At 43.3% G+C, this 24,694-nt stretch carries 18 protein-coding genes; 16 read left to right on the top strand and 2 right to left on the bottom strand.

All coding sequences use genetic code 11. The features are described from left to right. The first annotated feature begins 98 nt into the window (after positions 1-98). The 9 genes from I2D69_RS04460 to I2D69_RS04500 all read left to right on the top strand — a co-directional run bounded on the left by I2D69_RS04460 (position 99) and on the right by I2D69_RS04500 (position 11,438). A complete protein-coding gene (locus tag I2D69_RS04460; RefSeq protein WP_195379444.1) occupies positions 99-1,247 on the top strand; it encodes an ABC transporter ATP-binding protein in 1,149 nt (382 codons plus the stop codon). Continuing rightward, entirely contained in the window at positions 1,247-2,224 is a 978-nt protein-coding gene (locus I2D69_RS04465) for an ABC transporter permease (protein ID WP_330656159.1), read from the top strand. Before I2D69_RS04460 ends, I2D69_RS04465 begins: the two co-directional genes overlap by 1 nt. Further along, entirely contained in the window at positions 2,221-3,126 is a 906-nt protein-coding gene (locus I2D69_RS04470; RefSeq protein ID WP_347708378.1) for an ABC transporter permease, read from the top strand. The genes I2D69_RS04465 and I2D69_RS04470 overlap by 4 nt, the downstream gene beginning before the upstream one ends. Positions 3,127-3,233: 107 nt before the next feature. After that, the gene (gene potA, locus I2D69_RS04475; RefSeq protein ID WP_195379445.1) at positions 3,234-4,277 is read left to right on the top strand and encodes a spermidine/putrescine ABC transporter ATP-binding protein; all 1,044 of its coding nucleotides are present in this window, start codon (positions 3,234-3,236) and stop codon (positions 4,275-4,277) included. Next, positions 4,277-5,098, top strand: a complete 822-nt coding sequence (locus I2D69_RS04480; RefSeq protein WP_148461825.1) for an ABC transporter permease — start codon at positions 4,277-4,279, stop codon at positions 5,096-5,098. Before potA ends, I2D69_RS04480 begins: the two co-directional genes overlap by 1 nt. A gap of 9 nt (positions 5,099-5,107) precedes the next feature. Further along, positions 5,108-6,955, top strand: coding sequence for an extracellular solute-binding protein (locus I2D69_RS04485; protein WP_195379446.1), 1,848 nt, complete (start codon positions 5,108-5,110; stop codon positions 6,953-6,955). 73 nt (positions 6,956-7,028) lie between these two features. Then, entirely contained in the window at positions 7,029-8,057 is a 1,029-nt protein-coding gene (locus I2D69_RS04490; protein WP_173716826.1) for a spermidine/putrescine ABC transporter substrate-binding protein, read from the top strand. A gap of 282 nt (positions 8,058-8,339) precedes the next feature. Beyond that, the gene (gene ptsP, locus I2D69_RS04495) at positions 8,340-10,040 is read left to right on the top strand and encodes a phosphoenolpyruvate--protein phosphotransferase (protein ID WP_195379447.1); all 1,701 of its coding nucleotides are present in this window, start codon (positions 8,340-8,342) and stop codon (positions 10,038-10,040) included. A 90-nt stretch (positions 10,041-10,130) separates the two neighbouring features. Continuing rightward, a complete protein-coding gene (locus I2D69_RS04500; protein WP_306467809.1) occupies positions 10,131-11,438 on the top strand; it encodes a DUF362 domain-containing protein in 1,308 nt (435 codons plus the stop codon). A gap of 151 nt (positions 11,439-11,589) precedes the next feature. Here the strand turns inward: I2D69_RS04500 and I2D69_RS04505 are convergent, their stop codons facing one another. Further along, entirely contained in the window at positions 11,590-12,471 is an 882-nt protein-coding gene (locus tag I2D69_RS04505; RefSeq protein ID WP_195379448.1) for a homocysteine S-methyltransferase family protein, read from the bottom strand. 314 nt (positions 12,472-12,785) lie between these two features. Between I2D69_RS04505 and I2D69_RS04510 the strand changes: the two genes are divergently transcribed. Further along, entirely contained in the window at positions 12,786-14,432 is a 1,647-nt protein-coding gene (locus tag I2D69_RS04510) for an LCP family protein (protein ID WP_195379449.1), read from the top strand. A 178-nt stretch (positions 14,433-14,610) separates the two neighbouring features. Beyond that, a complete protein-coding gene (locus I2D69_RS04515) occupies positions 14,611-15,039 on the top strand; it encodes a hypothetical protein (RefSeq protein ID WP_195379450.1) in 429 nt (142 codons plus the stop codon). Between the two features lie 382 nt (positions 15,040-15,421). Here the strand turns inward: I2D69_RS04515 and I2D69_RS04520 are convergent, their stop codons facing one another. Further along, a complete protein-coding gene (locus I2D69_RS04520; protein ID WP_195379451.1) occupies positions 15,422-16,564 on the bottom strand; it encodes a site-specific integrase in 1,143 nt (380 codons plus the stop codon). A gap of 224 nt (positions 16,565-16,788) precedes the next feature. Here I2D69_RS04520 and I2D69_RS04525 point away from each other — a divergent pair, with 224 nt between their 5' ends. The 5 genes from I2D69_RS04525 (at position 16,789) to I2D69_RS04545 (ending at position 24,653) form a co-directional block, all read left to right on the top strand. Next, the gene (locus I2D69_RS04525) at positions 16,789-18,033 is read left to right on the top strand and encodes a transposase (protein WP_243243763.1); all 1,245 of its coding nucleotides are present in this window, start codon (positions 16,789-16,791) and stop codon (positions 18,031-18,033) included. Positions 18,034-18,293: 260 nt separating this feature from the next. Continuing rightward, positions 18,294-20,360, top strand: coding sequence for a nucleoside-diphosphate sugar epimerase/dehydratase (locus tag I2D69_RS04530; RefSeq protein ID WP_237963110.1), 2,067 nt, complete (start codon positions 18,294-18,296; stop codon positions 20,358-20,360). 9 nt (positions 20,361-20,369) lie between these two features. After that, positions 20,370-20,867: a hypothetical protein gene (locus I2D69_RS04535; RefSeq protein WP_195379452.1), complete on the top strand. Its 498-nt coding sequence runs from the start codon at positions 20,370-20,372 to the stop codon at positions 20,865-20,867. Positions 20,868-20,910: 43 nt separating this feature from the next. After that, complete coding sequence (locus I2D69_RS04540) at positions 20,911-23,793, top strand: sugar transferase (RefSeq protein WP_195379453.1); 2,883 nt, start codon at positions 20,911-20,913, stop codon at positions 23,791-23,793. Further along, positions 23,793-24,653 (top strand): NAD(P)-dependent oxidoreductase, encoded by an 861-nt coding sequence (locus I2D69_RS04545; protein WP_237963106.1) that lies wholly within the window; start codon positions 23,793-23,795, stop codon positions 24,651-24,653. The genes I2D69_RS04540 and I2D69_RS04545 overlap by 1 nt, the downstream gene beginning before the upstream one ends. Positions 24,654-24,694: the final 41 nt, after the last annotated feature.

Consider the following 24,694-nt stretch of genomic DNA (forward strand, 5'->3'; position numbering starts at 1 on the left):
CAGAGCGTGTTAAAAAAGGCTTTCTTCAAAATGCGTGTCACAATTTGTGGAAGCCTGCAGGAATAATTTTCAAACACGCTCCAGAAAGGAGGAGACAAATGTCTGACTCATTTCTTGAATTAAGAAATCTGAAAAAAAGTTTTACATCAGAAGAATATGTTCTACAGGGAATCAATCTGCAAATTGATCAGGGGGAATTCGTCACCTTGCTGGGTGCTTCCGGCTGCGGCAAGACGACCACTCTTCGCATCATCGCAGGACTTGAGCAGCCGGACAGCGGAAGTATATGGCTGGAGGGGAAAGATGTGACGAATCTGGAGCCAAACCAGAGAGATGTGAACACGGTATTTCAGAATTATGCCCTTTTTCCCCATATGAACGTGGCGGATAACATCGGGTATGGTCTGAAAATACGAAAAGTACCAAAAGCGGATATAAAGAAAAAGGTTAAGGAAATGCTGGAGCTGGTTCAGCTGGAAGGCTTCGAGAAACGAAAACCTGCGGAGCTCTCCGGTGGACAGAAGCAACGTGTAGCCATTGCAAGAGCATTGGCAAATAATCCACGTGTACTGCTTCTGGACGAGCCTCTCGGAGCTCTGGATCTGCAGCTTCGACGGACGATGCAATTGGAACTGAAGCGACTGCAGAAGAAGCTTGGAATTACCTTTATCTATATCACCCACGACCAGGAAGAGGCCATTAATATGTCCGATCGGATCGTGGTAATGAATCAGGGGCAGTTTGAGCAGATCGGCACTCCGGATGAGATTTACAACCATCCGAAGACAAGTTATGTGGCAACCTTTGTGGGAAATGCCAATATTTTAAAAGGAAAAGTTGTAGAAATAAATGGTTCTTATGCACAGGTTCAAATAGGTAATGACACTGTTTCCGTTTATACAGAAGAGATTGTAAAGGTGGGAGAGCAGCTCACCCTTGCAGTGAGAAGTGAAAATATTCTGCTGGATGAAGCTGAAATGGAAAATGTAGTTGAGCAAAATGAAGCTGAGGGAACTGGCAGACATCTTCACGCAACTGTGAAGGAGAAGAATTTCGCTGCAGGTCAGCTGCGAGTTCTGCTTGCTTTGTCTGACGGCACAGAAATCACAGCCAGCCGGTTTGGCATGAATGCAAACATTCAGCCAGGTCAGCAGATAAAATGGTATTTTGATCCGCGAAATGCAATTGTAGTAGATCGGGAGTTTAAGACGAAAGAGCCTGCTGATATGTCAGGAGGAAATCAGTGATGGGCGGTCTCAGTAACAGCCGTGGCAACAGCCAGAAATCTGCACCTGTAAAGAACAGCCACGGCAACAGCCAGGAATCTGCATCTGCAAAGAATATCCGCGGCAATAGCAAGAGTGCTGCATCCACCAGGCATACCCGCGCCACCATCTGGATGATTCTGCCACTCTACATTTTTACCCTGATTTTTGTGGCTTGTCCTCTTATCTATATGGTTGCCTTAAGCTTTGCCACTCCCGGAGAAGTCCACGGTGTACAGTGGATTTTTACACTGGATAATTACAGGAAGATTTTGGAACCAGTGTACCTGGATACCTTTGTCCAGTCCTTCCAGCTGGCTATTACAAGTACTGTTTTTATTACCCTGATCGGGTATCCCTTTGGCTATTTTATGGCGAAATTACCAGCAGGCGGCAAAAAGAAAGCTATGCTTCTTCTTATGCTTCCCTTCTGGGTGAATTCCCTGATCAGACTTTACGGCTGGATCATCATCCTTCAGAAAAAAGGCGTTCTGAATTTTGTGCTGAAAAAGCTTGGCCTGATCGAGAAGTCGCTGAAAATCATGTACAGCTACCCGGCAATCGTCATTGGTATGATATATGTGTTACTGCCATTTATGATTCTGTCAGTATATTCCAGTGCGGAAAAACTGGACTGGTCACTGGTAGAAGCTGCCCGTGATCTGGGGGCAGGTAAGGCGAAGGCCTTCTGGACAGTGAGCTTTAAGCTGACCCTGCCGGGACTTTTGTCCGGCGTGATCCTTACCTTTATTCCATCTATGGGACTGTTTTTCATAGCAGATATTCTGGGCGGAAACAAAGTTGTGCTAGTAGGAAGCCTGATCCAGGACCAGATGACCCGGGGAAATAACTGGCCCTTTGCGGCAGCTCTGGCAGTGATCATGATGATCCTTACCACTTTGATGATCCTGCTATACCGCAAGGTCACCAATGCGAAAGAAGTGGAGGGGCTGGGATGATAAAAATACAAAATAATGAAATAGAAGTGCTGGATCCGAAAATGCAAGGTGAAGGCGCCGAGGCTAAAAACGATACATTAGTTAAAAAGTTTGGAAAGAAGAGAAATACAGGCTCTGGCATGAAAAGGAGCACCCGCTTTGAGAAGATATACCTTGGTATCATTTTCTTCTTAATGTACCTCCCAGTAGCCGTAGTCATCATTTTCTCCTTCAATGAGTCCAAGCTGCCTGTCCGTCTCACCGGATTTTCCCTCCAGTGGTACGAAAAGCTTTTCGCAGACAGTGCCATGATGGAAGCACTGGTAAACAGCCTGATCCTTGGCGTGGCCAGCTGCGCGGTTTCAGCAGTTATCGGAACTTTAGGCGCTGTAGGCCTGTCACGGATTCACTGGAAAACAAAAGGCGCATTGGAGTACATTTCCATTTTGCCCCTTATGATACCGGAAATTATTCTGGGTATGGTGCTGATGGCATTTTTCTACATGCTGAACCTGCCCTTCGGAATGCTTACTCTGCTGATCGGACATACGGTATTTTGCATTCCTTATATATTGATGGAAGTAAAAGCCAGACTTGTGGGCATGGATCCTTCCCTTGAGGAAGCTGCCCGGGATCTTGGAGCTACTTCCATGAGAGCCTTTCTTGACGTTACGCTGCCACTGATCATGCCAGCTGTTGCGTCCGGCTCATTGCTTGCCTTTGCCATGTCCATGGACGACGTGGTAATCAGTATTTTTATTAACGGTCCGAGATTGTCTACCTTGCCAATTAAGGTGTACACTCAGATCAAAACCGGTGTCACGCCGGAAATCAATGCCCTGTGTACGATTATGCTGGCTTTTACAGTGGTGATCCTTCTTGTTTACTCTCTTATAAAGAAGTTAAAGAGGAAGTATAAGTAGTCTGCTCACAGGAATCAGCGAAAAAAATCACCTGATAAAAGCCGTTTTTTTCACGGCATGAGGAAATATATGGATATTTCCACTTAGGGACGGAAAGGAGCACACGAATGAACAAACTCATAGAGTTGAAAAACCTCACAAAAAATTTTGATGACCAGCAGGTTCTCCGCGGAATCAATCTGGACATCTATGAGAACGAGTTTCTCACCCTTCTGGGACCAAGTGGCTGTGGAAAGACCACAACCCTTCGTATTATTGCAGGCTTCGAGGAGCCAAGCGGCGGCGAAGTATTGTTTAACGGAATTGAGATTTCCAAGCTGCCTCCATATAAGAGAGAGGTAAACACCGTTTTCCAGAAATACGCCCTTTTTCCCCATCTGAATGTGGCAGAGAATATTGGATTCGGTCTGAATCTGAAAAAAGTGGACAAGGACGTGATTGCCCAGAAAGTCACCAGAATGCTGAAAATGGTAGGTCTGGAGGGTTTCGAAAAAAGAGATGTCACCTTGCTCTCCGGCGGACAGCAGCAGCGAGTTGCCATTGCCCGTGCTCTGGTAAATGAGCCGAAAATCCTTCTTCTTGACGAGCCTCTTGGTGCCCTGGATGCGAAAATACGAAAACAGATGCAGATCGAGCTGAAAAAAATCCAGCAGGAGGTTGGAATTACCTTTATTTATGTTACGCATGACCAGGAGGAAGCCCTTTCCATGTCTGATACCGTGGTCGTTATGAATAACGGTGAAATTCAGCAGATCGGTTCTCCTACCGATATTTACAACGAGCCCGAAAACCGTTTCGTAGCAGGCTTCATTGGAGAGTCCAATATTATAGAAGGAATTATGATCAGAGATTATCTGGTTCAGTTTGACGGATTTGAATTCGAATGTGTGGACAAAGGCTTTGAGGATAATGAAGAAATCGAGGTTGTGCTTCGTCCTGAGGACCTTGACATTGTGGAACCATCTCAGGCGAAAATCAACGGTGTTGTCCGAAACGTCACCTTCAAAGGCGTTCATTACGAAATTCTCGTAGAAACAGAACTGCGCACCTATAAAGTTCAGACCACCGATTATGCGGAAGTGGGCCGCCAGGTAGGACTGAAATTCGGACCGGAAGACATTCACGTCATGTACAGAATGGGAGCTTATTGATGAAACAGTTTAAGCGACTGATCATTCCTTACTTTATCTGGGCAATTGTTATCCTTGTGATCCCACTGTTTCTCATTGCCCTGTATGCGTTCACCACAGAAGGAAATGAAGTAATGACACTTTCCTTCACCTGGGGGAATTTTGCCAAATTCCTGGAAGCTACCTACCTGAATGTAATCCTGAAATCCTTCTGGCTGGGACTTCTCACCACCTTTATCTGCCTGGTGCTTGGCTATCCCCTTGCCCTGATCATTGCAAGATGCTCTGAGAAAGTCCAGGGACTTCTCATTATGCTGGTAACCATCCCAATGTGGATCAACATGCTTCTTCGTACCTATGCATGGATGAATCTTCTTGCAGATAACGGAATCATCAACAATCTTCTGGCAAAAATCGGACTGGGACCTATCAGCATGATGTATACGGATTTTTCCGTAATGGTAGGTCTGATCTGCAACTTTATGCCCTTTATGATCATTCCTATCCATACTTCCTTAAATAAAATGGACAAATCCCTGATCGAGGCAGCCTACGATCTGGGAGCCAACCGTTTCCAGACCTTCTGGAAGGTAATCTGGAAGCTGTCCCTGCCAGGGGTGGTAAATGGTATTATGATGGTTTTCCTTCTTGCCATTTCCTCCTTCGTTATCCCGAAGCTTCTGGGAGGTGGACAGTACATGCTCATCGGTAACCTGATCGAGTCCCAGTTTATCTCAGTTGGAGACTGGAATTTTGGAAGTGCCATTTCCATGATTCTGGCGGTGATCATTTTGATCTCCATGAGTCTGATGAAGCGGATGGACAAGGAAAAAGGAGAATAGGAGAGTATCATGCAGAAAAAAACAAGCTTTTTTCAGAGATTTTATGTGGCCATCTGTCTGGTATTCTTTTACCTGCCAATCCTGGTGACCATGATTTTTTCCTTTAATTCCTCCAAATCCCTGACCAGGTTTACGGGATTTTCCATGAGATGGTATACAGAGCTGCTGCATAATACAGAAGTCAGTAAAGCGGTTTACGTGTCTGTGACCATCGCCATCCTGGCAACTGTGATCTCCACAGTGCTGGGAACCATCACTGCAATTGGTCTTTCCAAGTCCAGGAAGGTGTTAAAGGAAACACTTTTAAATATCAACAACCTGCCCATTTTGAACCCAGATATTGTTACCGCAATCGGATTGATGCTTCTGTTTTCTTCACTGGGCTTCCGGAAAGGGTACTTTACCATGCTTCTGGCGCACATTTCCTTTTGTACGCCATATGTGATCACCAGTGTTTATCCTAAGGTGCGAAGCCTTGACCCGAACCTGGCAAATGCAGCCATGGATCTTGGAGCAACCCCGTTTCAGGCATTGACCAAGGTAATCGTGCCCATGATCAAGGATGGCATTTTCGCCGGTGCGCTGCTGGCATTTACCATGTCCTTTGACGATTTCGTAATTTCGTACTTTGTATCCGGAAACGGTGTAAAGAATATTTCCATTGTGGTCTATAATATGACCAAGCGAATCAACCCTACCATCAACGCCCTGTCCACAATTGTAATCCTGGTCATTGTGCTTGTCATGGTTTTTGCCAACGTGCTTCCAAAGCTCCTGGAAAAGCATGCCAGCAAGCATGCGAAAAAGATTCAGCGCGTGATCGCTCTTCTGCTGATTTTCGCCCTTGGCTTCGGACTGATCAAGTGCGGAGGCAGTGCAGCGGAGAACCATGTCCTGAAGGTTTATAATGCAGGAGAATATATGGATCTGGATCTTCTGACACAGTTTGAGCAGGAATATAATTGTACAGTAGTTTACGAAACCTTCGAATCCAACGAAATGATGTACACCAAGCTTTCAGGCGGTGAGTCCTATGACGTGCTGATCCCTTCGGATTATATGATCGAGCGTCTGATTAAAGAGGATTATTTACAGTATATTGACTGGGATCTGATCCCGAATAAGGGCAGCCTGATGGATGAGGTCATGAATAAAAGCTATGATCCGGGAAATCGTTATTCCTGCCCGTACTTCTGGGGAACGGTTGGTATTCTTTATGATACGACTGTGGTTGATCCGGCAGATCTTCAGGAGGGCTGGGATCTTCTTAGGGATACCAAATATAAAGGAAATATTTACATGTATGATTCTGAGCGGGATTCCTTTATGATAGCACTGAAGGCTCTTGGATATTCCATGAATACTACAGATGAGAATCAGATTCAGGAAGCTTACCAGTGGCTGGTTGACCAGAGAAATACCATGGACCCGATTTACGCAGGTGATGACGTCATTGACAATATGATTTCCGGAAACAAGGCTATGGCAGTTGTTTATTCCGGAGATGCTTCTTATATTATAAGCGAAAATCCGAATATGGATTACTTCACACCGAGTCAGGGAACCAACAACTGGTATGATGCAATGGTTATCACAAGGGACTGCAATGAGACAGAGCTTGCCCATCAGTTTATTAATTTTATGCTAAATGAAGAATCTGCTCTTTCCAATACGGAAGAAGTAGGTTATACTTCTCCTGTAAAGAGTGTTTACGAAACTATGATCACCGGAGAGTATGAGGGCGTTTCCTCCTACATCCCGGATTTTGAAAATCCAAACAGCGAGATCTTCCGCTATCAGGAACCGAAAATCAAGCAGAAATATGCGGAGCTGTGGACGAAGATCAAGGCAGAGTAAACATGGAAATTTATAAAAACGGAAACGTGGCTGGCAGAAGCCGGCTGTGTTTTTGAAGAAGAGGAGAATGATTATGAAGAAAAAGGTATTTGCGGTAATTCTTGCTGCAGCAGCAATCTGTGGCAGTCTGTCACCTGTATACGCAGCTGACTCCGAGCTGGTCCTCTATACATGGGAAGGAATGTTCCCGCAGGAGGTTCTGGACGGATTTGAGGAAGAAACCGGCTGTAAGATCGTATATTCCAACTTTGACACTGACGAGACCATGCTGGAGAAGGTTTCCATGGCAAAAGGCGGAGACTATGATGTGGTAATCGCAGATGACTACATTCTCGAGAAAATCGTGGAAGAGGGTCTTGCCACCAAGCTTGACAAAGACAAAATCTCCAATTGGGGCAACATCAATCCTCTTTATCAGGGACAGTTTTATGATGAGAAGGACGAGTACACCGTACCATATGGTGCAGGTATTCCGCTGATCGTATACGATCCGGAGGAGGTTGATCTTGACATTAAGGGCTATTCTGATCTGTGGGATCCGTCTCTGGAGGACAGCATAGCGCTGATTGGCAACTACCGTGTGATCAACGGCATTACTCTTCTCACCATGGGTAAGAGTATGAATGAAGAAGATGTGGATGCCATTGCAGAAGCTGGTGAAAAGCTGGTAGAGCTGGCACCCAATGTGCGTATGATCCAGGATGACAACACCCAGAATGCACTGCTGAACGGAGAGGCTTCTGTAGCGTTCCTTTACACCTCCCAGGTAACTGCAGCTCTGGCAGAGAACCCGGATCTGAAAGTGGTTTATCCGGAGGAAGGTCTTGGCTTCGGTGTTATGGGAATGTTTATTCCAAGCGAGGCTCCCAATGCAGATGCAGCTTACCAGTTTGTAGATTACATTTTAAGACCGGAGGTTGCTGCACAGTGCTTCAATTATATCGGTTACTACTGCACCAACAAGGCAGCAGACGAGCTGGTAGACGAGAGCCTGGTGGTTCCGGACAGTGTAACAAGCGGTGAGAGTATTAAGAATGTAAGTCAGGAAGCTGAGGAACAGTATAATAAGAACTGGACTGAGTTTAAGGCTGCCTGCGATTAATTGAATTAATTCAGTAAAAGGATAACATCAGGAAAGAGCCTGTGAGTGAACCATTCGGGAGAAAAACGGATAAATCACTGTGCAGGCTCTTTTTTTGTGTAATAGAAAAGTCCTACCGGGCAGGATTGCACTGCGGAGAAAGGAGAGAGGTCGCTGGAGGTGGAGAATGCTTGCACATATATGTTTCCGGGGCCAGAGAAAACAACACTGATATTGACAAAGTTTCGCCAGTGTGTGATTATTATTTACAGAAATAAATGAGTTTTTTAGAGGAGAAACAAAATGGAAATATACAAGGGAGCTTCCGCCTTTGCGGGGATTGCTATTGGGAAAATCAGGTTTTATCGGAAAGGTGAATATCAGATCCGACAGCATCAGGCAGATGATGTAAAAAAGGAACTGAAGAATTTTGATGTGGCTCGTCGGCATGTGATGCAGACCTTGAAGGAAGAGTATGACAGAATGTCAGAAAAGCAAATGGACACAGCTGATCCTGAATTGGATATGGAACCCCAACCTTTGGATAGAATTGTGAAAGTGAATGGGGAAAATGGAACAAATCAGATCCTGGAGCAGGCAGAGCTTCTGGGCTCTGGCAGCTTTCTCCGTGCGGTACAGAGTATGATCACAGGGGAAAAGGTGACTGCTGCTTATGCAGTGCAGACCACAAGAGATGAGATGCAGAGTACTTTTTCCAGGCTGAACGATCCGACCATAAAGGAACGAATCCACAATGTAAGCCGCATCTCCAGTCTCCTTCTGGAAATTCTCGGGGAAGATGAGAACAAAATTGATCTGGGAGAGGAACCAGTCATTCTGGCAGCAGATGCCCTTTCTCTTGCAGAACTGATGGAAATGGATAAGGAGAAGCTTCTGGGTATTGTCACCCGCAAAGGTTCTGCTACCTCTCACGCTGCGATCCTTGCGAAAAATATGGATATTCCCTGTGTTACAGGTATTGGGATTCCACAGTCAGAAGAAGAGTGGGAAGACAGCATTGCCATTATTGACGGATATACGGGAACCATCTATCTGGAACCGGATAATGAGGTACGAAAAGAATACGAGATTCGCCGAAAAGCAGATCTGGTAGAGCGGGAATCCCTTTTGAAGCTGAAAGACAAGGGCGATATTACGAAAGATGGACGTGAAGTGGGAATCTACGCGAATATTGGCAGTCTGGATGATTTAAACAGCGCCCTTTATTATGGGGCAAAGGGAATCGGACTGCTACGAAGCGAGTTCCAGTATCTTGGCAGGGAGAATTATCCCGGGGAAGAAGAACTTTTTCAGGCATATAAGAAAACTGCTGAGACTATGGGCGACCGCCTGGTAGTTATCCGCACCGCCGATCTCGGGGCTGATAAGCAGGCTTCCTATCTTGAAATTCCGGTAGAAACCAACCCTCTTATGGGTAATCGGGGAATCCGTCTCAGTCTGGATCGGAAGAACCTGTTTAAAACCCAGATCCGTGCCATTTACCGTGCGAGCTGGTATGGCAATCTGGGGATGATGTACCCTATGATCTGTTCGGAAGAGGAAATGGATGAGGTTGAAGCTCTGGTGACGGAAGTAAAAGAAGAGCTGAAGGCAGCAGGTGTACCATTTAAGGAAATCCGGACTGGAATTATGATGGAGACTCCGGCAGCAGTGATGATCGGGGAAGAACTGGCGAAGCGGGTGAATTTTCTGGGAATCGGAACCAATGACCTGACTCAGTACACCTTGGCCATGGATCGTCAGAATCCGCTTTTACAGAAGAAATATGATGATCATCATCCTGCAATTTTGAAAATGATAAAGATGATTGTAGATGCAGGACACGCGCAGAATTGCAAAGTATGTCTCTGTGGGGAACTGGCGGCAGATACCAGATTGACGGAGACATTTTTGCAGATGGGGGTAGATGCATTGTCTGTGGTACCGGCATGTATATTACCAGTGAGGAAGGCACTGAGGGCGGTTTGCATCGCAGAAATGTGATCTTAGCTTATCTTCTGCGACTGTATTGAGGCGTGCATGTATGTGTGAAGAATTGCAGAATAATTACAAAATAAAACGAGAGCACCAGACATGCAGATACAGATTACAGGCTGTATGTTTGAAAATATGGGTAGAAACATGAACACAAAAAGCAAAGTAATTGTGCTTCCCTGTGAAGCTTACGACGAAGAACGAATTTATACACTTATGAAAAATGGTCTGTCTCAGCTGGGAGGTCTGGACAACCTTATAAATAAAGAAGAAAAAATCCTTTTGAAGCCTAACCTTTTGAAAAAAGCAGAAGTGGAGAAAGCGGTCATCACGCATCCGGTTGTGGTGGGTGCCTTTGCCAGGATTCTACGTGAGGAAGGTTATAAGAATATTGTGCTTGCAGATTCCTGTGGCCACGGAACTACGAAACAGGTGATCCAGGGCACCGGAATGGACACTTATCTGGAAAAATACCAGATTCCGGCTATTGATTATACGAAAGGCGTGCGTGTGGAAAATCCGGATGGTGTCCAGGCGAAAGAATTTATCCTTCCGAAAGAACTGCTGGAAGCAGAGTGTGTGATTTCTCTTTCCAAAATGAAAACCCACGCTCTGGAGCGAATTACAGGAGCAGTGAAAAACAGCTATGGATTTGTATATGGGAAAAATAAGGCCATTGGTCATACCAAATACCCCAGTGCGGACAGCTTCGCCCGGATGCTTATTGATCTGAACCAGTATGTGAAGCCAAGATTTTATATTATGGATGGAATTACTGCAATGGAGGGAAATGGACCGGGCTCCGGAGATCCGGTAGCCATGAACCTGATTCTGATGTCCACAGATCCGGTGGCACTGGACAGTGTGTTTGCAAGACTGGTTTATCTGAAACCGGAGATGGTTCCTACCAATTACCATGGAGAGAAGATGGGACTGGGAAATTGCAGGGAAGAAAATATTGAGGTTGTGGTAGTTGAGGAGAATCCTTCGGCATCAGCAGTGCGTGATGAAGGAAGTGAAATAACTGGGCGCGAGAAGCAGCGCCAGAATGCAAAGGTTTCTGTAGATAAAAAGCAGATTGGTATTGATGTGGTTTGTAATGTAATTTCGATGGAAGCCTTAATAGAAAAATACGGCAATCCCAATTTCAATGTGGACCGCACGAAAGTACGAAACAATGTCTGGACAAAGCTTGCCAAGGCTCTGAATATTTTTCAGAAGAAACCATACATTGAGCCTGACAAATGTATCTGTTGTGGAATCTGTGTAAACAGCTGTCCTGTGCCTGGCAAGGCGGTAGATTTTCGAAATGGCAAAAATAATCCGCCTGTTTATGATTATAAGAAGTGTATTCGCTGCTTCTGCTGTCAGGAAATGTGCCCGAAGAAAGCGATTAAGGTGAAGTGAGTGTAAAATACTCCGAAGGGAATATCGGAGAAACATCGGAGAAACGTCGGAGAAAATATCGAAGAAACATCAGAGTGATTTCGGAGATCAAGAAGAAAAGCCACTACCGAGCGTCAACTAAGTTGTGACGTTCTACAGTGGCTTATGTATTTTATCGTCCGATCATCTTCGCTACTTCCCTGATATATTCCGGTGTGGTACCGCAGCAGCCCCCTACAATACCGGCACCTGCATCAATCAGAGCTTTCACATGTCTGGCAAAATCCGGCGCTTTCATGGAATAAACGGCGTTTCCATTATCATCAATGAACGGCATGCCGGCATTCGGCTTGGCAATGACCGGGATGGAAACATTTTCCTTAATATTGCGGATAACAGAAACCAGCTGATCCGGACCAACAGAGCAATTCACGCCCACAGCATCTGCACCTGCAGCCTCCAGGGAAACAGCAGCCTCGATAGCATTTCCACCGCTGAAAATACTTCCGTCTGCGTCTACCGTCATGGTACACATAATCGGCAGCCCGCAAACTGTGGAAGCAGCATCCACAGCGGCCAGAGTCTCTTCGATATTGATCATGGTCTCAGCAACGATCAGATCCACGCCGGAATCCTTCAGAATTCCAATCTGCTCCTGATACATTTCGAAAGCTGCCTCATAGGTCATCTCCCCGGCAGGAGCCATCATTTTACCACTGGTGGTAATATCCGCAGCAACGTAAACCTTATGGTCTGCCGCATCAGCGACTTCTCTTGAATAGGAAACCAGAGTGCGGTTGATCTCCTCCATACGGTCCTGCAGACCATGCATGGTAAGGCTTACACGGTTGCCGCCAAAAGTAGGAGCGTAGATAATATTGCTTCCCGCTTCAACATAAGCTCTCTGAAGATTCTGGATCACATCCTTATGCGCCAGCACCCATTCCTCTGTGCATACACCCTTCGGCATACCGGCTGCCATCAGGTTGGAACCTGTAGCGCCGTCCAGAAGAACAATATTCTGTGTCAGTTCCTGAAACTCTTGTTTTGTCATATTGTAATTCCTCCTTAAATTGGCAGAATATTGCATTTAAAAGATATTTGCATAACATGCCGCCCATTGTGGTCTGCAACCATCTGGCGAATATTTATCCTGCCGGATACGGTTGATTTCGTCATATTCCTGTCCGCGTCCTGGAAGTTATAACGTTTTCATAAAAAAATTTTATAAATCTTTCGTATTATAACACTATTTAACTTGATTTTCCAGTTGTCAGCGTATAAAATATAAGATATGCTTTTGATGGGGCTGGCTATAAAGCAAGCAGCAGCCCTTAATGACAAAAGAAATAAAAAAGGAGCTAAAAGATGAGTAGAAGGAGAAGAAGAAACGACTGGATACCAGGCGCGGTGATCACCATCATCGTCATTATGCTTTCTGTTGTTTTTATGGGACTTCTGGCAATGACCAAGATGATCCCGACCATTTATATGCTGATCATCGGCATTGTACTTGCGGTGATCGCAGCGATAATCTGGCTGCTGGTATGGCATACCAGATACACAGGCCGCTTTATTGGCGGAACTGTTTTGGCAGTGATCATGATTGCCATTCTGGCATTCGGCGGTTTTTATATTAATAAGACAAGATCTGCCATCAGCAATATTTCCGGTGAGACTACAGAGGTCACACAGATGGCTGTTTACGTAAAGAGCGATGATGCCGCTGATTCTGTAGAGGCAACTGCCGGATATACTTATGGTATTCTTTCCTCACTTGACCGTGAGAACACAGATGGCGCTGTAGCACACCTGAACAGCGAATTCGGCACAGAGGTACAGACGAAAGAGTACGCAGGTCTGACCGAGCTTGCTGACGGAATCCTAAACGGCGAAGTAAATGCCATGCTGCTGAACAGCGGATATCTCAGTGTATACGAGGATATGGACGGATACACAGATTTCAGCACCAAGATAAAAGAGGTTGGAACGGTAGATGTTGAATCCACAATTCAGTCCGCAGAAGAGTCCACCCCTATAGAGCCGATCACCACTGCTAATGGCGGTAAGGTTTACACCATCTATCTCAGTGGTATTGATACCAGAGGTGAGATGACAGCTAAGAGCCGAAGCGATGTAAATATTATTGCCACTGTGAATACAGATACACATGAGATCCTGCTGGTTTCCACACCTCGTGATTACTTTGTACCGCTTTCTATTTCCGGAGGTGCACCGGATAAGCTGACACATGCCGGTATTTATGGAATCGATGTGTGTATGGATACTCTGGGAATGCTGTATGATATTGACATTAATTATTACTTCCGAATTAACTTCGGTGGATTTGTGAAGGTAATCGATGCACTTGGCGGAATTACCGTTAATTCAGATTATGATTTTGATTCCAAGAATATTCTGGGTTATCATTTTAACAAGGGTGAGAATTATGTGAATGGTGAGCAGGCGCTTATCTTTGCAAGAGAGCGTTACGCATTCCAGGAGGGTGACCGCCAGCGTGGTAAGAACCAGATGGAGGTTATCCGTGGTGTTGTGAAGAAGGCACTTTCTCCGGAAATCCTTACCAGCTATTCCTCCATTCTTTCCAGCCTGGATGGATGCTTCGGTACTAACATCACATATGAGGAGATCGCACAGATCCTTCAGCAGCAGCTTACCAACGGCGGCGACTGGACAATCGTTTCTTACAGTGTAAATGGTACCGGTGCTACTGAGAAGCCATATTCCATGAGCCAGAAGGCATATGTTATGGTTCCGGATTATAACACTGTTGATAAGGCTAAGAGCCTTATGGAAAAGGTTCGCAACGGCGAGGTGGTAACGCAGGAGGAGGCTGATGCACCGGTTAGTGGAAGCACAAGCACTGACAGCACCTCCACAGAAGCTGTGACCGAGCCAGGTACAGTAGCAGCCGAGACACAGGCTGCGACAGATACCACTGCTGCAGATGGAACTACAACCGAAGGCACAGCTGGTACTACTACACAGCAGTAAAGAGAATGAGATTCCTCTGGTGAGAGGGATATCAATATAGAAAGAAGCAAATCATTATATAACGTGGTTTGCTTCTTTTTTTGATGAATTTATAAACTTTTAAGATGATTTTTATATTATATTGTGATAAAATGAGGATATAGAAGAAGGAAAGGCGGGTGAATCTGAGTTTACATTCTTGGATTTTACAGAAGATGACATCGCACAGCTTGGTATGACACCACTTATGGGTGGCCAGATGAGCCGCAAGGATAAGATTAAAGAAGGAATTCTAATGGCGAAAGAAGAGCGTAATGATATGGCGGATAAAGTGATGGCTATGTTGTATACTCTGGCAGATAAATTTCTGGATGGAATAGAGCTTGATGAGATTAAGGAGGCGATGGTTATGACGAGACTGGGACAGATGATATTGGATGATGGAATTAGAATTGGAGAGTTGCGCGGACGTGAAGCTGGTATAAATGAAGGAAGCGAAGAAACTCAAAAGAGGATGGATTCTTTGATTAATATTTTGTTGACATCGAATCGAACAGATGACTGTCTGAAAGCTTCAAAAGATGCTGCCTATCGGAAAAAAATTATGGATGAGTTAGGTATAAAATAATATTAGAGCCTGTTTGAAAAGGCTACTGAAAGATGAGTTAAACACAAAAGGCCGGGACATCACTTACCTGATCGTTCCCGGCCCTAACTATGTTTAATGGGTGGTTTAAAAGCGAATTTGAATAACCCACCACCCAACCGGAAACAATAAAAAAGATGACCTCCAAGTCGCATTATTTCAGTAATGCGTATTTGCGCTACAAACAAGCAGAAAATCAGTACAATTTGGACTATCGACCCCGAATAAAGACCCCTTATTTTAGAAATTGAGATTTTTCAGTATCCGGTCACCTTTTCCAGACAGCAAAAAAGACAGTCACACCAGAGGTCTCTCACAAGAGAATTCTCTGGTATAACTGCCTTTTCTGAAATTGTTTATTCTGTTATATTGCCTGCTCCATCATCTGATTCATATACTGTCGCTTCGTTTCCGCCTGGATATGCACATACAGATCCAGTGTGGTTCGCACGGAAGTATGTCCAAGTATTTCGGACAGGGACTTGGTATCGAAGCCATGTTCCACCCAGCGACAGGAGAACTGATGCCGGAGAGCATGGATTTTAATGGGGGGAATTTCACATGTTTTTAGCAGCGCTGCATATCTGCGTTGGATGACCCGCGGCTCCATGCATCTGGCAGTTCCAGACAAAATATATGCGGAGCCATCTTTGCGAAAACGTTTCGCATAAAAAAGCAGCTTGTCTGGCAATGGAATTTCCCTGTTGGAATGTTCTGTCTTCGGCGGACCGATATACAGAATGGTTTTTGGGATTTTTCCAGTGTCCGGATTGGCGGTCTGATCCAGATTTTTGATGCGGATCACAGTACGCTGTATGCGGATTTTGTGCTGGGCGAAATCCACATCTTCCCAGCGCAGGCCGCTGAGTTCGCCTACACGGATGCCGGTATGCATGCAAAGCAGCAGACCGAAATGAAAATCGCTGATATTGTCAATAAGAAATTTCTCCAGCTGGTTATAGTTTGCAAGCTTCATAATCTGCACCTCCTGGCTGGTGCCAGCCAAATGGGGGTAGCGGATTGGTTCACTGGTATAGACGCCTCCCTTTGCTGCAAAGTTCAAAATGCTGCGGAGTACGCTTAAAATTACATGAATGGTTCCTGCAGACAATGCCAGCTCTTTTTTCTTATGAATAAGCTGCGTGATCTGAGAATTGCTGATTTTCCGTATCTGGGAGCTGCCAAGCTCCGGAAGAAGCTGATTCTTCAAGATCGCTTCATAATTGGAAAAAGTACTGTCCTTGATGGTATAGCGGATTTCCTGTTTCCAATGTTCTGCGGCTGTTTCGAAGGTAGCCTGGTAATTCAAAATGCCAGTATTTCGCACCAGATATCCATAGCCTGGCACTTCTGCAATTTTTTTGTTTCGCTTGTCCTTTACTTCGCCATATGTTTTGCCATAGAGGGAACCGTAGTGGATTTTTCCCTCCGGATCACGGTATTTGATATAACGGGCTTCCCAGCGCCCGTCCTTGCGTTTGCGTATGTTTTCACCTTTTCTGCACATAGCTGCCTCCTTATTCTATAAGTATGTACCAATTATTTGACCACTCAATTATTTTATATCGAAAAAATCCCTTTGAAAAACTAATGGGAAAAAGGTGAATTTGGAACAAATTATGGTATAATTCGACAAAAAAAGTCTATAGTCGCTATAATTGGTTGACTTTCCCTGTTATTCGCGATAGAATGTAAAACGACGATGGGAAAGAAAGCAGAAAAACTGCCTGGATGACCGTCGCATTACTGAAATATTACGAAAGAAACCAGCAGAAATCACAGACAAAATTTATGAAAACAGGATACAGCATCCGAACCTGGCGCATGCGCCTGGTTTGTCCGGAGCCTATATGGCTGGACAGAACAGAAGAATATTTTCAGAACGTGGTGGAGTTTTACTACCACCTTTTGAGACAGCATGAAGAACTGTGGAACAGCAGCCTCTTCGACATACAGCGCAGCCTGGAGCTCCTGACCCTGACCGGTCGGGACGGCAGACAGCCCACCAACCCATTACCAATGGGGAAAGTACCTGTCTACCTGAGACGCGCCGCCATCAACAAAGCATCAGCCACAGTGAAAAGCACACAGGAGCTTCAGTCCGGATTCCCTGAGAAGCTGGAAGCCAAGGTTACTTTTTTCAAAGGAATGTATTCCGACCTCACCGACAGATCCATTTGCCTGAAGCTGTGGAACGGTGAGAAATGGATCTGGACAGACTGCAACCTGAAAGGACGCCCCTTTCCCCAAGATGGCCAGCTAATGTCGCCCACCCTGGTAAAAGAGGGCAGGCACTACCTGCTGAATATCCCGGTGAAACAGGAGAACAGCGATGCCCGCACTGCCAAAGAACGAATGGCAGAAGGCACGAACCTGTGCAGTGTCCGCTTTACAAACACAGACACCTTCGCAGTGTGCTGCATTCTGGATGAACAGGGAAATCAGCTGGCTGTACACACCTGCCGGGGCGGAGATGCGTACCGCCACCGCTGCAAGCTGCTGGAGACCAGAATACAGAAATCCAGACCAAACACAGTGGGAGACAATAGCCCACAGCCCAACCGGAAGTACTACATGCACCTGAAGAACCTGTCCGAGCACTACGCCCACCAGGTCAGCCGTGAAATCCTGAACTTCTGCAAAGAGAATCAGGCAGGAATCATTGTCCTCCCAGATTACGACCAGAACTTCACCCGGATGGCAATGGTAAAAAGCGGCAATTTTTCTCCGCTTCACTTAAGCAGTAAGATCCGGACCAACCTGCAGTACAAAGCCTGGGCAGAAGGAATTCTGGTACTGGAAACCAGAACAGACGGACTGAAAGACAAATGTGCCATCTGCGGCGGCAAGGTTCGCCGGAAGGGAAATGAATTCCTCTGTGAAAATGGTCATCAGGGAAACCGCTTCCTGAATGACGCCAGAAATCTTGGCAGGAAATGCCAGGACAGTTTTTTTCGCGGAAGTAGAACAAAATAATTATTGACAACAAAGATAAAAATGATAATAAGCAGCGTTACGAACGCTCTTATCTATAAAACCGGGTAACCGGGCAAAGAGGCTGCGCCAGTGACGCAGGCTTTTCGGCAGACCACCGCCGGTGCGGGTTCCGGACTTCCCCAAGATATCCTGGGAGTCGCCGAAGCACCAGACAGGAAGCTATCTGGTAAGTGGTCAAAGTTATGAAAAAATGGGAGGAAAGGACTGGGGGGAGGTAACTCCGTCCGTATGATTAAGAAATGACAACGAGAAAACAAAAAACCGAACGCAAAAAAAGAAAGTTGGAGCATTGGCAGGTAATCGCACTTTACCTGATGATTTATGATGTGATCGCCGTAAACGCCGCATACTTTCTCGGACTGTGGTTCCGCTTTGATTGTACATACTCCGCAATACCCGGAGAATATTTGTCTGCCTATCTGAAATTTGCACCATGGTATACAGTATTCTCTGTTTTTGTCTTTTGGGCATTGCGTCTCTATAACAGCGTATGGCGCTTCGCAAGCTACAGTGAGCTGTTAAGAATTTGCTTATCTACTGTAATTACATTCCTGTTCCAGATAATTGGAATCACATTTGTCATTCAGAGAATGCCAATGTCCTATTATCTTTTCGGAACCATTATTCAATTTTGCCTGATTACAGGAATCCGTTTTTCATACAGATTTATCCTTCTGGAAAGAACACGGAAACAGAAGGAAGAGGAAGGTCCGCTGCATCACATTATGCTGATCGGTGCCGGCCAGGCAGGACAGATCATTCTCCGCGACGTGGAACGTGCCAAAGAGCCAAAGGGAAAGGTCTGCTGTATTATTGACGATAACCCGAACAAATGGGGACGCTATATGGAGAGTGTGCCCATTGTAGGCGGTCGTGATGACATTCTCGCAAGTGCAAAGAAATATAAAATCGACCAGATCCTTCTGGCAATTCCAAGCGCAAGTGCGGCAGAGCGAAGAGATATCCTGAACATCTGTAAAGAAACCAAATGTGAAATGAAGATTCTTCCAGGTATGTATCAGTTCGTCACTGGAGAAGTGTCTCTTAGCAAAATGAAAGACGTGGCAGTGGAAGACCTTCTTGGAAGAGATCCTATTAAGGTAAATATGGAAGAAATTTTCCGCTACATCAGTGGAAAAACCATTCTGGTAACTGGTGGTGGTGGTTCCATTGGAAGTGAGCTTTGCCGTCAGATCGCAGCCCACGCTCCGAAACGACTGGTAATCTTCGATGTCTATGAGAACAATGCCTACGACATTGAACAGGAGCTTCGTTCCAAATATCCACATCTGGATCTGGTGGTACTGATCGGTTCCGTGCGCGATACCAGAAAGATTAATGATGTATTTGAAACATACAAGCCAGACATTGTTTATCATGCAGCTGCACATAAGCATGTACCACTTATGGAGACAAGCCCATGTGAAGCAATCAAGAACAATGTAATGGGAACCTATAAAACTGCTCATGCAGCTCTGAAAAATGGCTGTCAGCGTTTCGTACTGATCAGTACAGACAAAGCTGTAAATCCAACCAACATTATGGGAGCCAGCAAGCGTCTCTGTGAGATGGTTATCCAGACCATGGATAAGATCAGCAGAACCGGAAGAGAAGATCTGCTTCCATTACTGGGAAGCCACTATGAAGACAGCGAGGAAGCACTTGCTCAGGTGGCAGCGACTTGTGAAAATCCAGGGGCAAATGGTGAGCGGAAATACAGGACTGAGTTTGTGGCAGTGCGCTTCGGAAATGTGCTGGGAAGTAATGGATCTGTTATTCCGCTGTTTAAGAAACAGATTGCCAAGGGAGGTCCGGTAACAGTTACCCATCCGGATATTATCCGTTACTTTATGACCATTCCGGAGGCGGTAAGTCTGGTGCTTCAGGCTGGAACTTATGCAAAAGGTGGCGAGATTTTCGTACTTGATATGGGAGCTCCGGTGAAGATTGATACACTGGCTAGAAACTTGATTAAGATGTCTGGATTGACTCCGGATGTGGATATTAAAGTTGAGTATACAGGACTTAGACCTGGCGAGAAGCTTTATGAAGAGAAGCTGATGGCAGAGGAAGGTCTGACGAAGACGGATAATGATCTGATTCATATTGGAAAGCCGATTCCGTTTGATACGGATGAGTTCCTGCGGCAGATGGAGAAACTGGCTGTTGTGGCTTATGGAAATGATCCGGATATCAGAAGTTATGTGGAAGAGGTTGTGCCGACTTATCATGCGGCGAAGGATGATTTGAAACTGCATGGGGAGACATACAAGAAGCTGTATGAAAAAGCAGCAGGAAATAAATAAAAAAAATATATGGATAAAAAGTTATTGATTATAGGCGCAGGCGGTCACGGAAAAGTTGTAGCAGAGGTGGCTGCTGCGTGTGGGTATGATAATGTTAAATTTTTAGATGACAATAGCCCAGAGGCAATTGGAAAGATAAAAGATATGGCTTCTTTTATAAAGGAATTCCCAAATGCATTTGTAGGAATAGGAAACAATCAATTTCGAAATGAAATGATTACGAGATTAATTGAAACCGGATATCCCATTCCAGTGTTGATTCATCCTACTGCTTATGTTAGTAAAAGTGCATCTATTTCAAAGGGAACTATAGTGGAACCAATGGCTGTTATAAATGCAAATACTGTAGTTGAAAGAGGCTGCATCATTTCTGTTGGTGCAATTGTAGATCATGATGTAGTACTAGAAGAATGCGTGCATGTAAATGCAGGCGCAATTATAAAATCTGGTGCGCATGTTGAATCAAATTATAAAGTAGAAGCGGGAGAAATAATTCAGGGGTATTGATTTGTAAATGTAAAAATTGGAAGCGACAAGGAGTAATGCGGCTATGTCTGGTGACAAGAAAATAAAGAAATTCATAGGAATTACAGCAACAATGCTTGGAACTGTATTTGCAGGAATGGAAATATGGGCAAAGATGAAAAAAGATGACTCTGTATATAAAGATGAACCTTCTGAACAAAATCCAATGGAAGGAAAAAAAGTTGTTTTTATAGAAGACGACAATGACTTAGAAAATGCTGATGGAGTAAGAGGACATTTTGAAGCAATTGGAGATAGTGAGTGTCATCCGGGGTTTTATGAGAAGTATGTAAAAAGAGCACTTGATGTAGTATTGTCTTTTGGTGGATTACTTGTACTGTCACCAATTTTTATCGGACTTTCTATTGCTATTTTTATTGATGATCCAGGTCCTGTATTCTTTACTCAAAAACGGCTTGGACAAAATAAGAAGTATTTTAAATTGCATAAATTTAGAAGCATGAAAATGAGTACACCCCATGATGTACCAACCCATATGCTTGATAATCCGGATCAGTATATTACAAAAGTTGGAAAGTTTATTCGAGCACATAGTTTGGATGAACTGCCTCAGATTTGGGATATTTTTGTGAACAATATGAGCGTTATTGGACCGCGTCCAGGACTTTGGAATCAGGATGTGTTGACAGCAGAGCGAGATAAATATGGAGCAAATGATGTAAAACCAGGACTTACTGGGTGGGCACAGATTAATGGACGTGACGAACTGGAAATTTCGGATAAAGCAAAGCTTGATGGAGAATATGCACAGAAAATTGGCTTTGCGATGGATTTGAAATGTTTCTTGGGGTCAGTTGGGGTATTTGGCGGCGATGATTCAGTGGTTGAAGGCGGAACTGGTGAAATGGCAAAGGCGGAACGGCACTATACTGACGGAAAGACAGACAAAGAATTAATTGGTCATATTGGCTTTGGAGAACCAGTAGAGGTTGATTTATCTGCAATGAAAAAAGTCTTAATTACTGGTGCTGGCTCTTACATTGGAGAATCGTTTAAAAATTATGCATCTGAAAAATATGGCAATAATTTTGAAATAGAAGAAATAGATATGCTTGATGATACTTGGCGTGAGTGTGATTTCTCGGAGTATGATATTGTATACCATGTGGCTGGAATTGCTCATGCAGATGTGGGAAATGTATCAGAAGCTGTGAAAGCAAAGTATTATGTTGTGAATACAGATCTTGCTGTAGAAGTTGCCAAAAAAGCAAAAAAAGATGGTGTAAAAGAATTTATATTTATGTCATCTATGATTGTCTATGGAGATTCAGCTCCATATGGAAAAGAGAAAATTATTAATGAATATACAGTGCCTTCGCCTGCAAACTTTTATGGCGATTCAAAGCTTCAAGCGGATGTAGCAGTAAGATGTTTGGCGGATGAGACGTTTCGAGTAATAGTACTTCGTCCACCGATGATATATGGTAGAGGAAGTAAAGGAAATTATCCTACTTTGGCAAAATTGGCGAAGAAGTTACCTGTATTTCCTAATATAGATAATCAGAGATCAATGTTACATATTGATAATCTTTGTGAGTTTTTGTGTCAAATAATGCTAGTTAATCGTTGGCGTGAAAAAGCTATTGTATTAATTCCGCAGAATGAAGAGTGGGTAAGAACTTCTAATATGGTGAAAATGATTGCTGATTCTTATAACAAAAACATAGTGGTTAGCAGTATGCTCAATCCATTAGTGGGTATAACTAGTGTGATTCCTGGAAAAATTGGTGGATTGGTTAATAAGGCATTTGGAAATAATTGTTATTCATATACAGTTTCGAAGTATGAAGGAATAAATTATTGGGCTATTGATTTTAATGGTTCGATTGTGAAAACAGAAAGTGAGAATGATAAAAAAAAAATAGTGTTTGATAATAAATTAGAAAATCTCCAGGAGAAAAAAATACTTTTAATTGCGTTGCCAGGATATTCAAATGGAATAATTAGTAAAATGAAGGAAATGGGAGCTCAAGTTGATTATATCCATGATAAACCTAATGAAGGATTTATAGCGAAAACATTAGGGAGATTAGGCTTTAGATTTTATCAAAATATTTTAAACAAATATTATGCAAAAAGTTTGGAGGCTTTAAAAGAGAAAGAATATGATTTTATTCTTGTGATTCGTGGAGAATATACACCCAAAGAAACATTAGAGCTTTTAAAGGAAAAGTATTCTAGTGCTAAATTAATACTATATATGTGGGACGGATTGCATAAGCAGAATACTCGTGGCATAGAAAAAAAATGGTGTTTTTATGATAAAGTGTATACATTTGATAGAATTGATTATGAAGCTAATAAGGAAAATATTTTTTTTCTTCCATTGTATTATTACGATGAATATTTACCGAAGAATATAAAAAGTGCAAATAATACAGCGTTAGAATATGATCTAAGTTTTATAGGAACTGGACATGATGATCGAGTAGCAATTGTTAAAAGGTTGATGGAACAAGGAAATAAAAATGGATTAAACTGTTTTAGCTATTTTTATATGCCACATAAATTAGTATATATAAAAAATAAATTATTTAATAAATCTTTTAAAGAGGTCAATTCTGATGATTTGAAATATGAAATGCTTCCCTTTGAGAAGCTATATAATATTTATGCTAATTCAAGATGTGTTATTGATGTGGAAAATCGTGGGCAACATGGTCTTACAATGCGTAGTATTGAAATTTTGGGATTAAAAAGAAAATTTATTACTACGAATGAGGATATTGTAAATTATGATTTCTATAATCCTAGGAATATTTTGGTTATTAAACGTGACGATCCACAATTGGACATGGATTTTTTCTATACTCCATATGAGGAGCTAAGTGAAGAGGTGTATAAAAAATACTCTTTGGAGAATTGGATTTTAGAAGTTTTAAAGTGATGGAGGAAAAAGTTGATATGAAAATTCTTATAACTGGTGCAAATGGATATTTGGGAAAAGGTGTAGTAAGGCAGCTTTTGAATGAAAATTATAATGTTATAGCGACTGATTTTAAGGATAATTTTATAGATAAAAGGGCTACGATTGTGATTGGGGATATCTTTTCAATGGAAAATCCATATCAAACTTTAGGTGAACCAGATGTTTTATTACATATGGCTTGGCGTGATGGATTTGTGCATGGATCGGAAAATCATATAAACGATCTTCCGAATCATATGTCATTTATATCTAAAATGATTAAAGGCGGGATAAAACATGTTGCTGTAATGGGAAGTATGCATGAGGTGGGCTTTTTTGAAGGAAGCATAAATGAGAATACACCGTGCAATCCTCAAAGTTTGTATGGAATAAGTAAGAATGCTTTAAGGAGAATAGTAGAGTTAGAATGTATGAATAACAATGTTATATTTCAGTGGTTGAGAGGATTTTATATTGTTGGAAATACAGAAGATGGATGCTCAATTTTTTCCAAAATAGTTCAAGCTAGTAAAGCGGGTAAAAAAGAATTTCCATTTACTCAGGGATTAAATCAGTTTGATTTCCTTGATTATGAGTGCTTTTGTGAAAGAGTAGCTTCGGCAGTAGAACAAACAGAAGTAACTGGGATTATCAATATTTGTTGTGGACGTCCTGAAAGATTATCTGATCGGGTTGAAAGATTTATCAAAGAAAATGATTTTGACATTAAACTAAAATATGGGGCATTTCCAGATCGTCCATATGATTCAAAAGCAATATGGGGGGATGATTCTAAAATTCAGGCAATAGAAAAGAAAAAGTATAATGTCAATATATAATATTAAAAGTTGGCAAGTATATGAAATTATTAGTATATTAA

It is taken from the genome of Ruminococcus sp. D54t1_190329_F1, from assembly GCF_015551645.1.
Taxonomy (GTDB): Bacteria; Bacillota; Clostridia; order Lachnospirales; family Lachnospiraceae; genus Blautia_A; species Blautia_A faecis.

What these genes read in the sequence shown, in the direction of transcription:
- I2D69_RS04530 (WP_237963110.1), top strand. Translation starts at nt 18,294, where the DNA reads ATGACAACGAGAAAACAAAAAACCGAACGCAAAAAAAGAAAGTTGGAG.
- I2D69_RS04485 (WP_195379446.1), top strand. Translation starts at nt 5,108, where the DNA reads ATGCAGAAAAAAACAAGCTTTTTTCAGAGATTTTATGTGGCCATCTGT.
- I2D69_RS04510 (WP_195379449.1), top strand. Translation starts at nt 12,786, where the DNA reads ATGAGTAGAAGGAGAAGAAGAAACGACTGGATACCAGGCGCGGTGATC.
- potA (WP_195379445.1), top strand. Translation starts at nt 3,234, where the DNA reads ATGAACAAACTCATAGAGTTGAAAAACCTCACAAAAAATTTTGATGAC.
- I2D69_RS04500 (WP_306467809.1), top strand. Translation starts at nt 10,131, where the DNA reads ATGCAGATACAGATTACAGGCTGTATGTTTGAAAATATGGGTAGAAAC.
- I2D69_RS04490 (WP_173716826.1), top strand. Translation starts at nt 7,029, where the DNA reads ATGAAGAAAAAGGTATTTGCGGTAATTCTTGCTGCAGCAGCAATCTGT.
- I2D69_RS04505 (WP_195379448.1), bottom strand. Translation starts at nt 12,471, where the DNA reads ATGACAAAACAAGAGTTTCAGGAACTGACACAGAATATTGTTCTTCTG.
- I2D69_RS04465 (WP_330656159.1), top strand. Translation starts at nt 1,247, where the DNA reads ATGGGCGGTCTCAGTAACAGCCGTGGCAACAGCCAGAAATCTGCACCT.
- I2D69_RS04545 (WP_237963106.1), top strand. Translation starts at nt 23,793, where the DNA reads ATGGAGGAAAAAGTTGATATGAAAATTCTTATAACTGGTGCAAATGGA.
- I2D69_RS04535 (WP_195379452.1), top strand. Translation starts at nt 20,370, where the DNA reads ATGGATAAAAAGTTATTGATTATAGGCGCAGGCGGTCACGGAAAAGTT.
- ptsP (WP_195379447.1), top strand. Translation starts at nt 8,340, where the DNA reads ATGGAAATATACAAGGGAGCTTCCGCCTTTGCGGGGATTGCTATTGGG.
- I2D69_RS04540 (WP_195379453.1), top strand. Translation starts at nt 20,911, where the DNA reads ATGTCTGGTGACAAGAAAATAAAGAAATTCATAGGAATTACAGCAACA.
- I2D69_RS04520 (WP_195379451.1), bottom strand. Translation starts at nt 16,564, where the DNA reads ATGTGCAGAAAAGGTGAAAACATACGCAAACGCAAGGACGGGCGCTGG.
- I2D69_RS04480 (WP_148461825.1), top strand. Translation starts at nt 4,277, where the DNA reads ATGAAACAGTTTAAGCGACTGATCATTCCTTACTTTATCTGGGCAATT.
- I2D69_RS04470 (WP_347708378.1), top strand. Translation starts at nt 2,221, where the DNA reads ATGATAAAAATACAAAATAATGAAATAGAAGTGCTGGATCCGAAAATG.
- I2D69_RS04460 (WP_195379444.1), top strand. Translation starts at nt 99, where the DNA reads ATGTCTGACTCATTTCTTGAATTAAGAAATCTGAAAAAAAGTTTTACA.
- I2D69_RS04525 (WP_243243763.1), top strand. Translation starts at nt 16,789, where the DNA reads ATGACCGTCGCATTACTGAAATATTACGAAAGAAACCAGCAGAAATCA.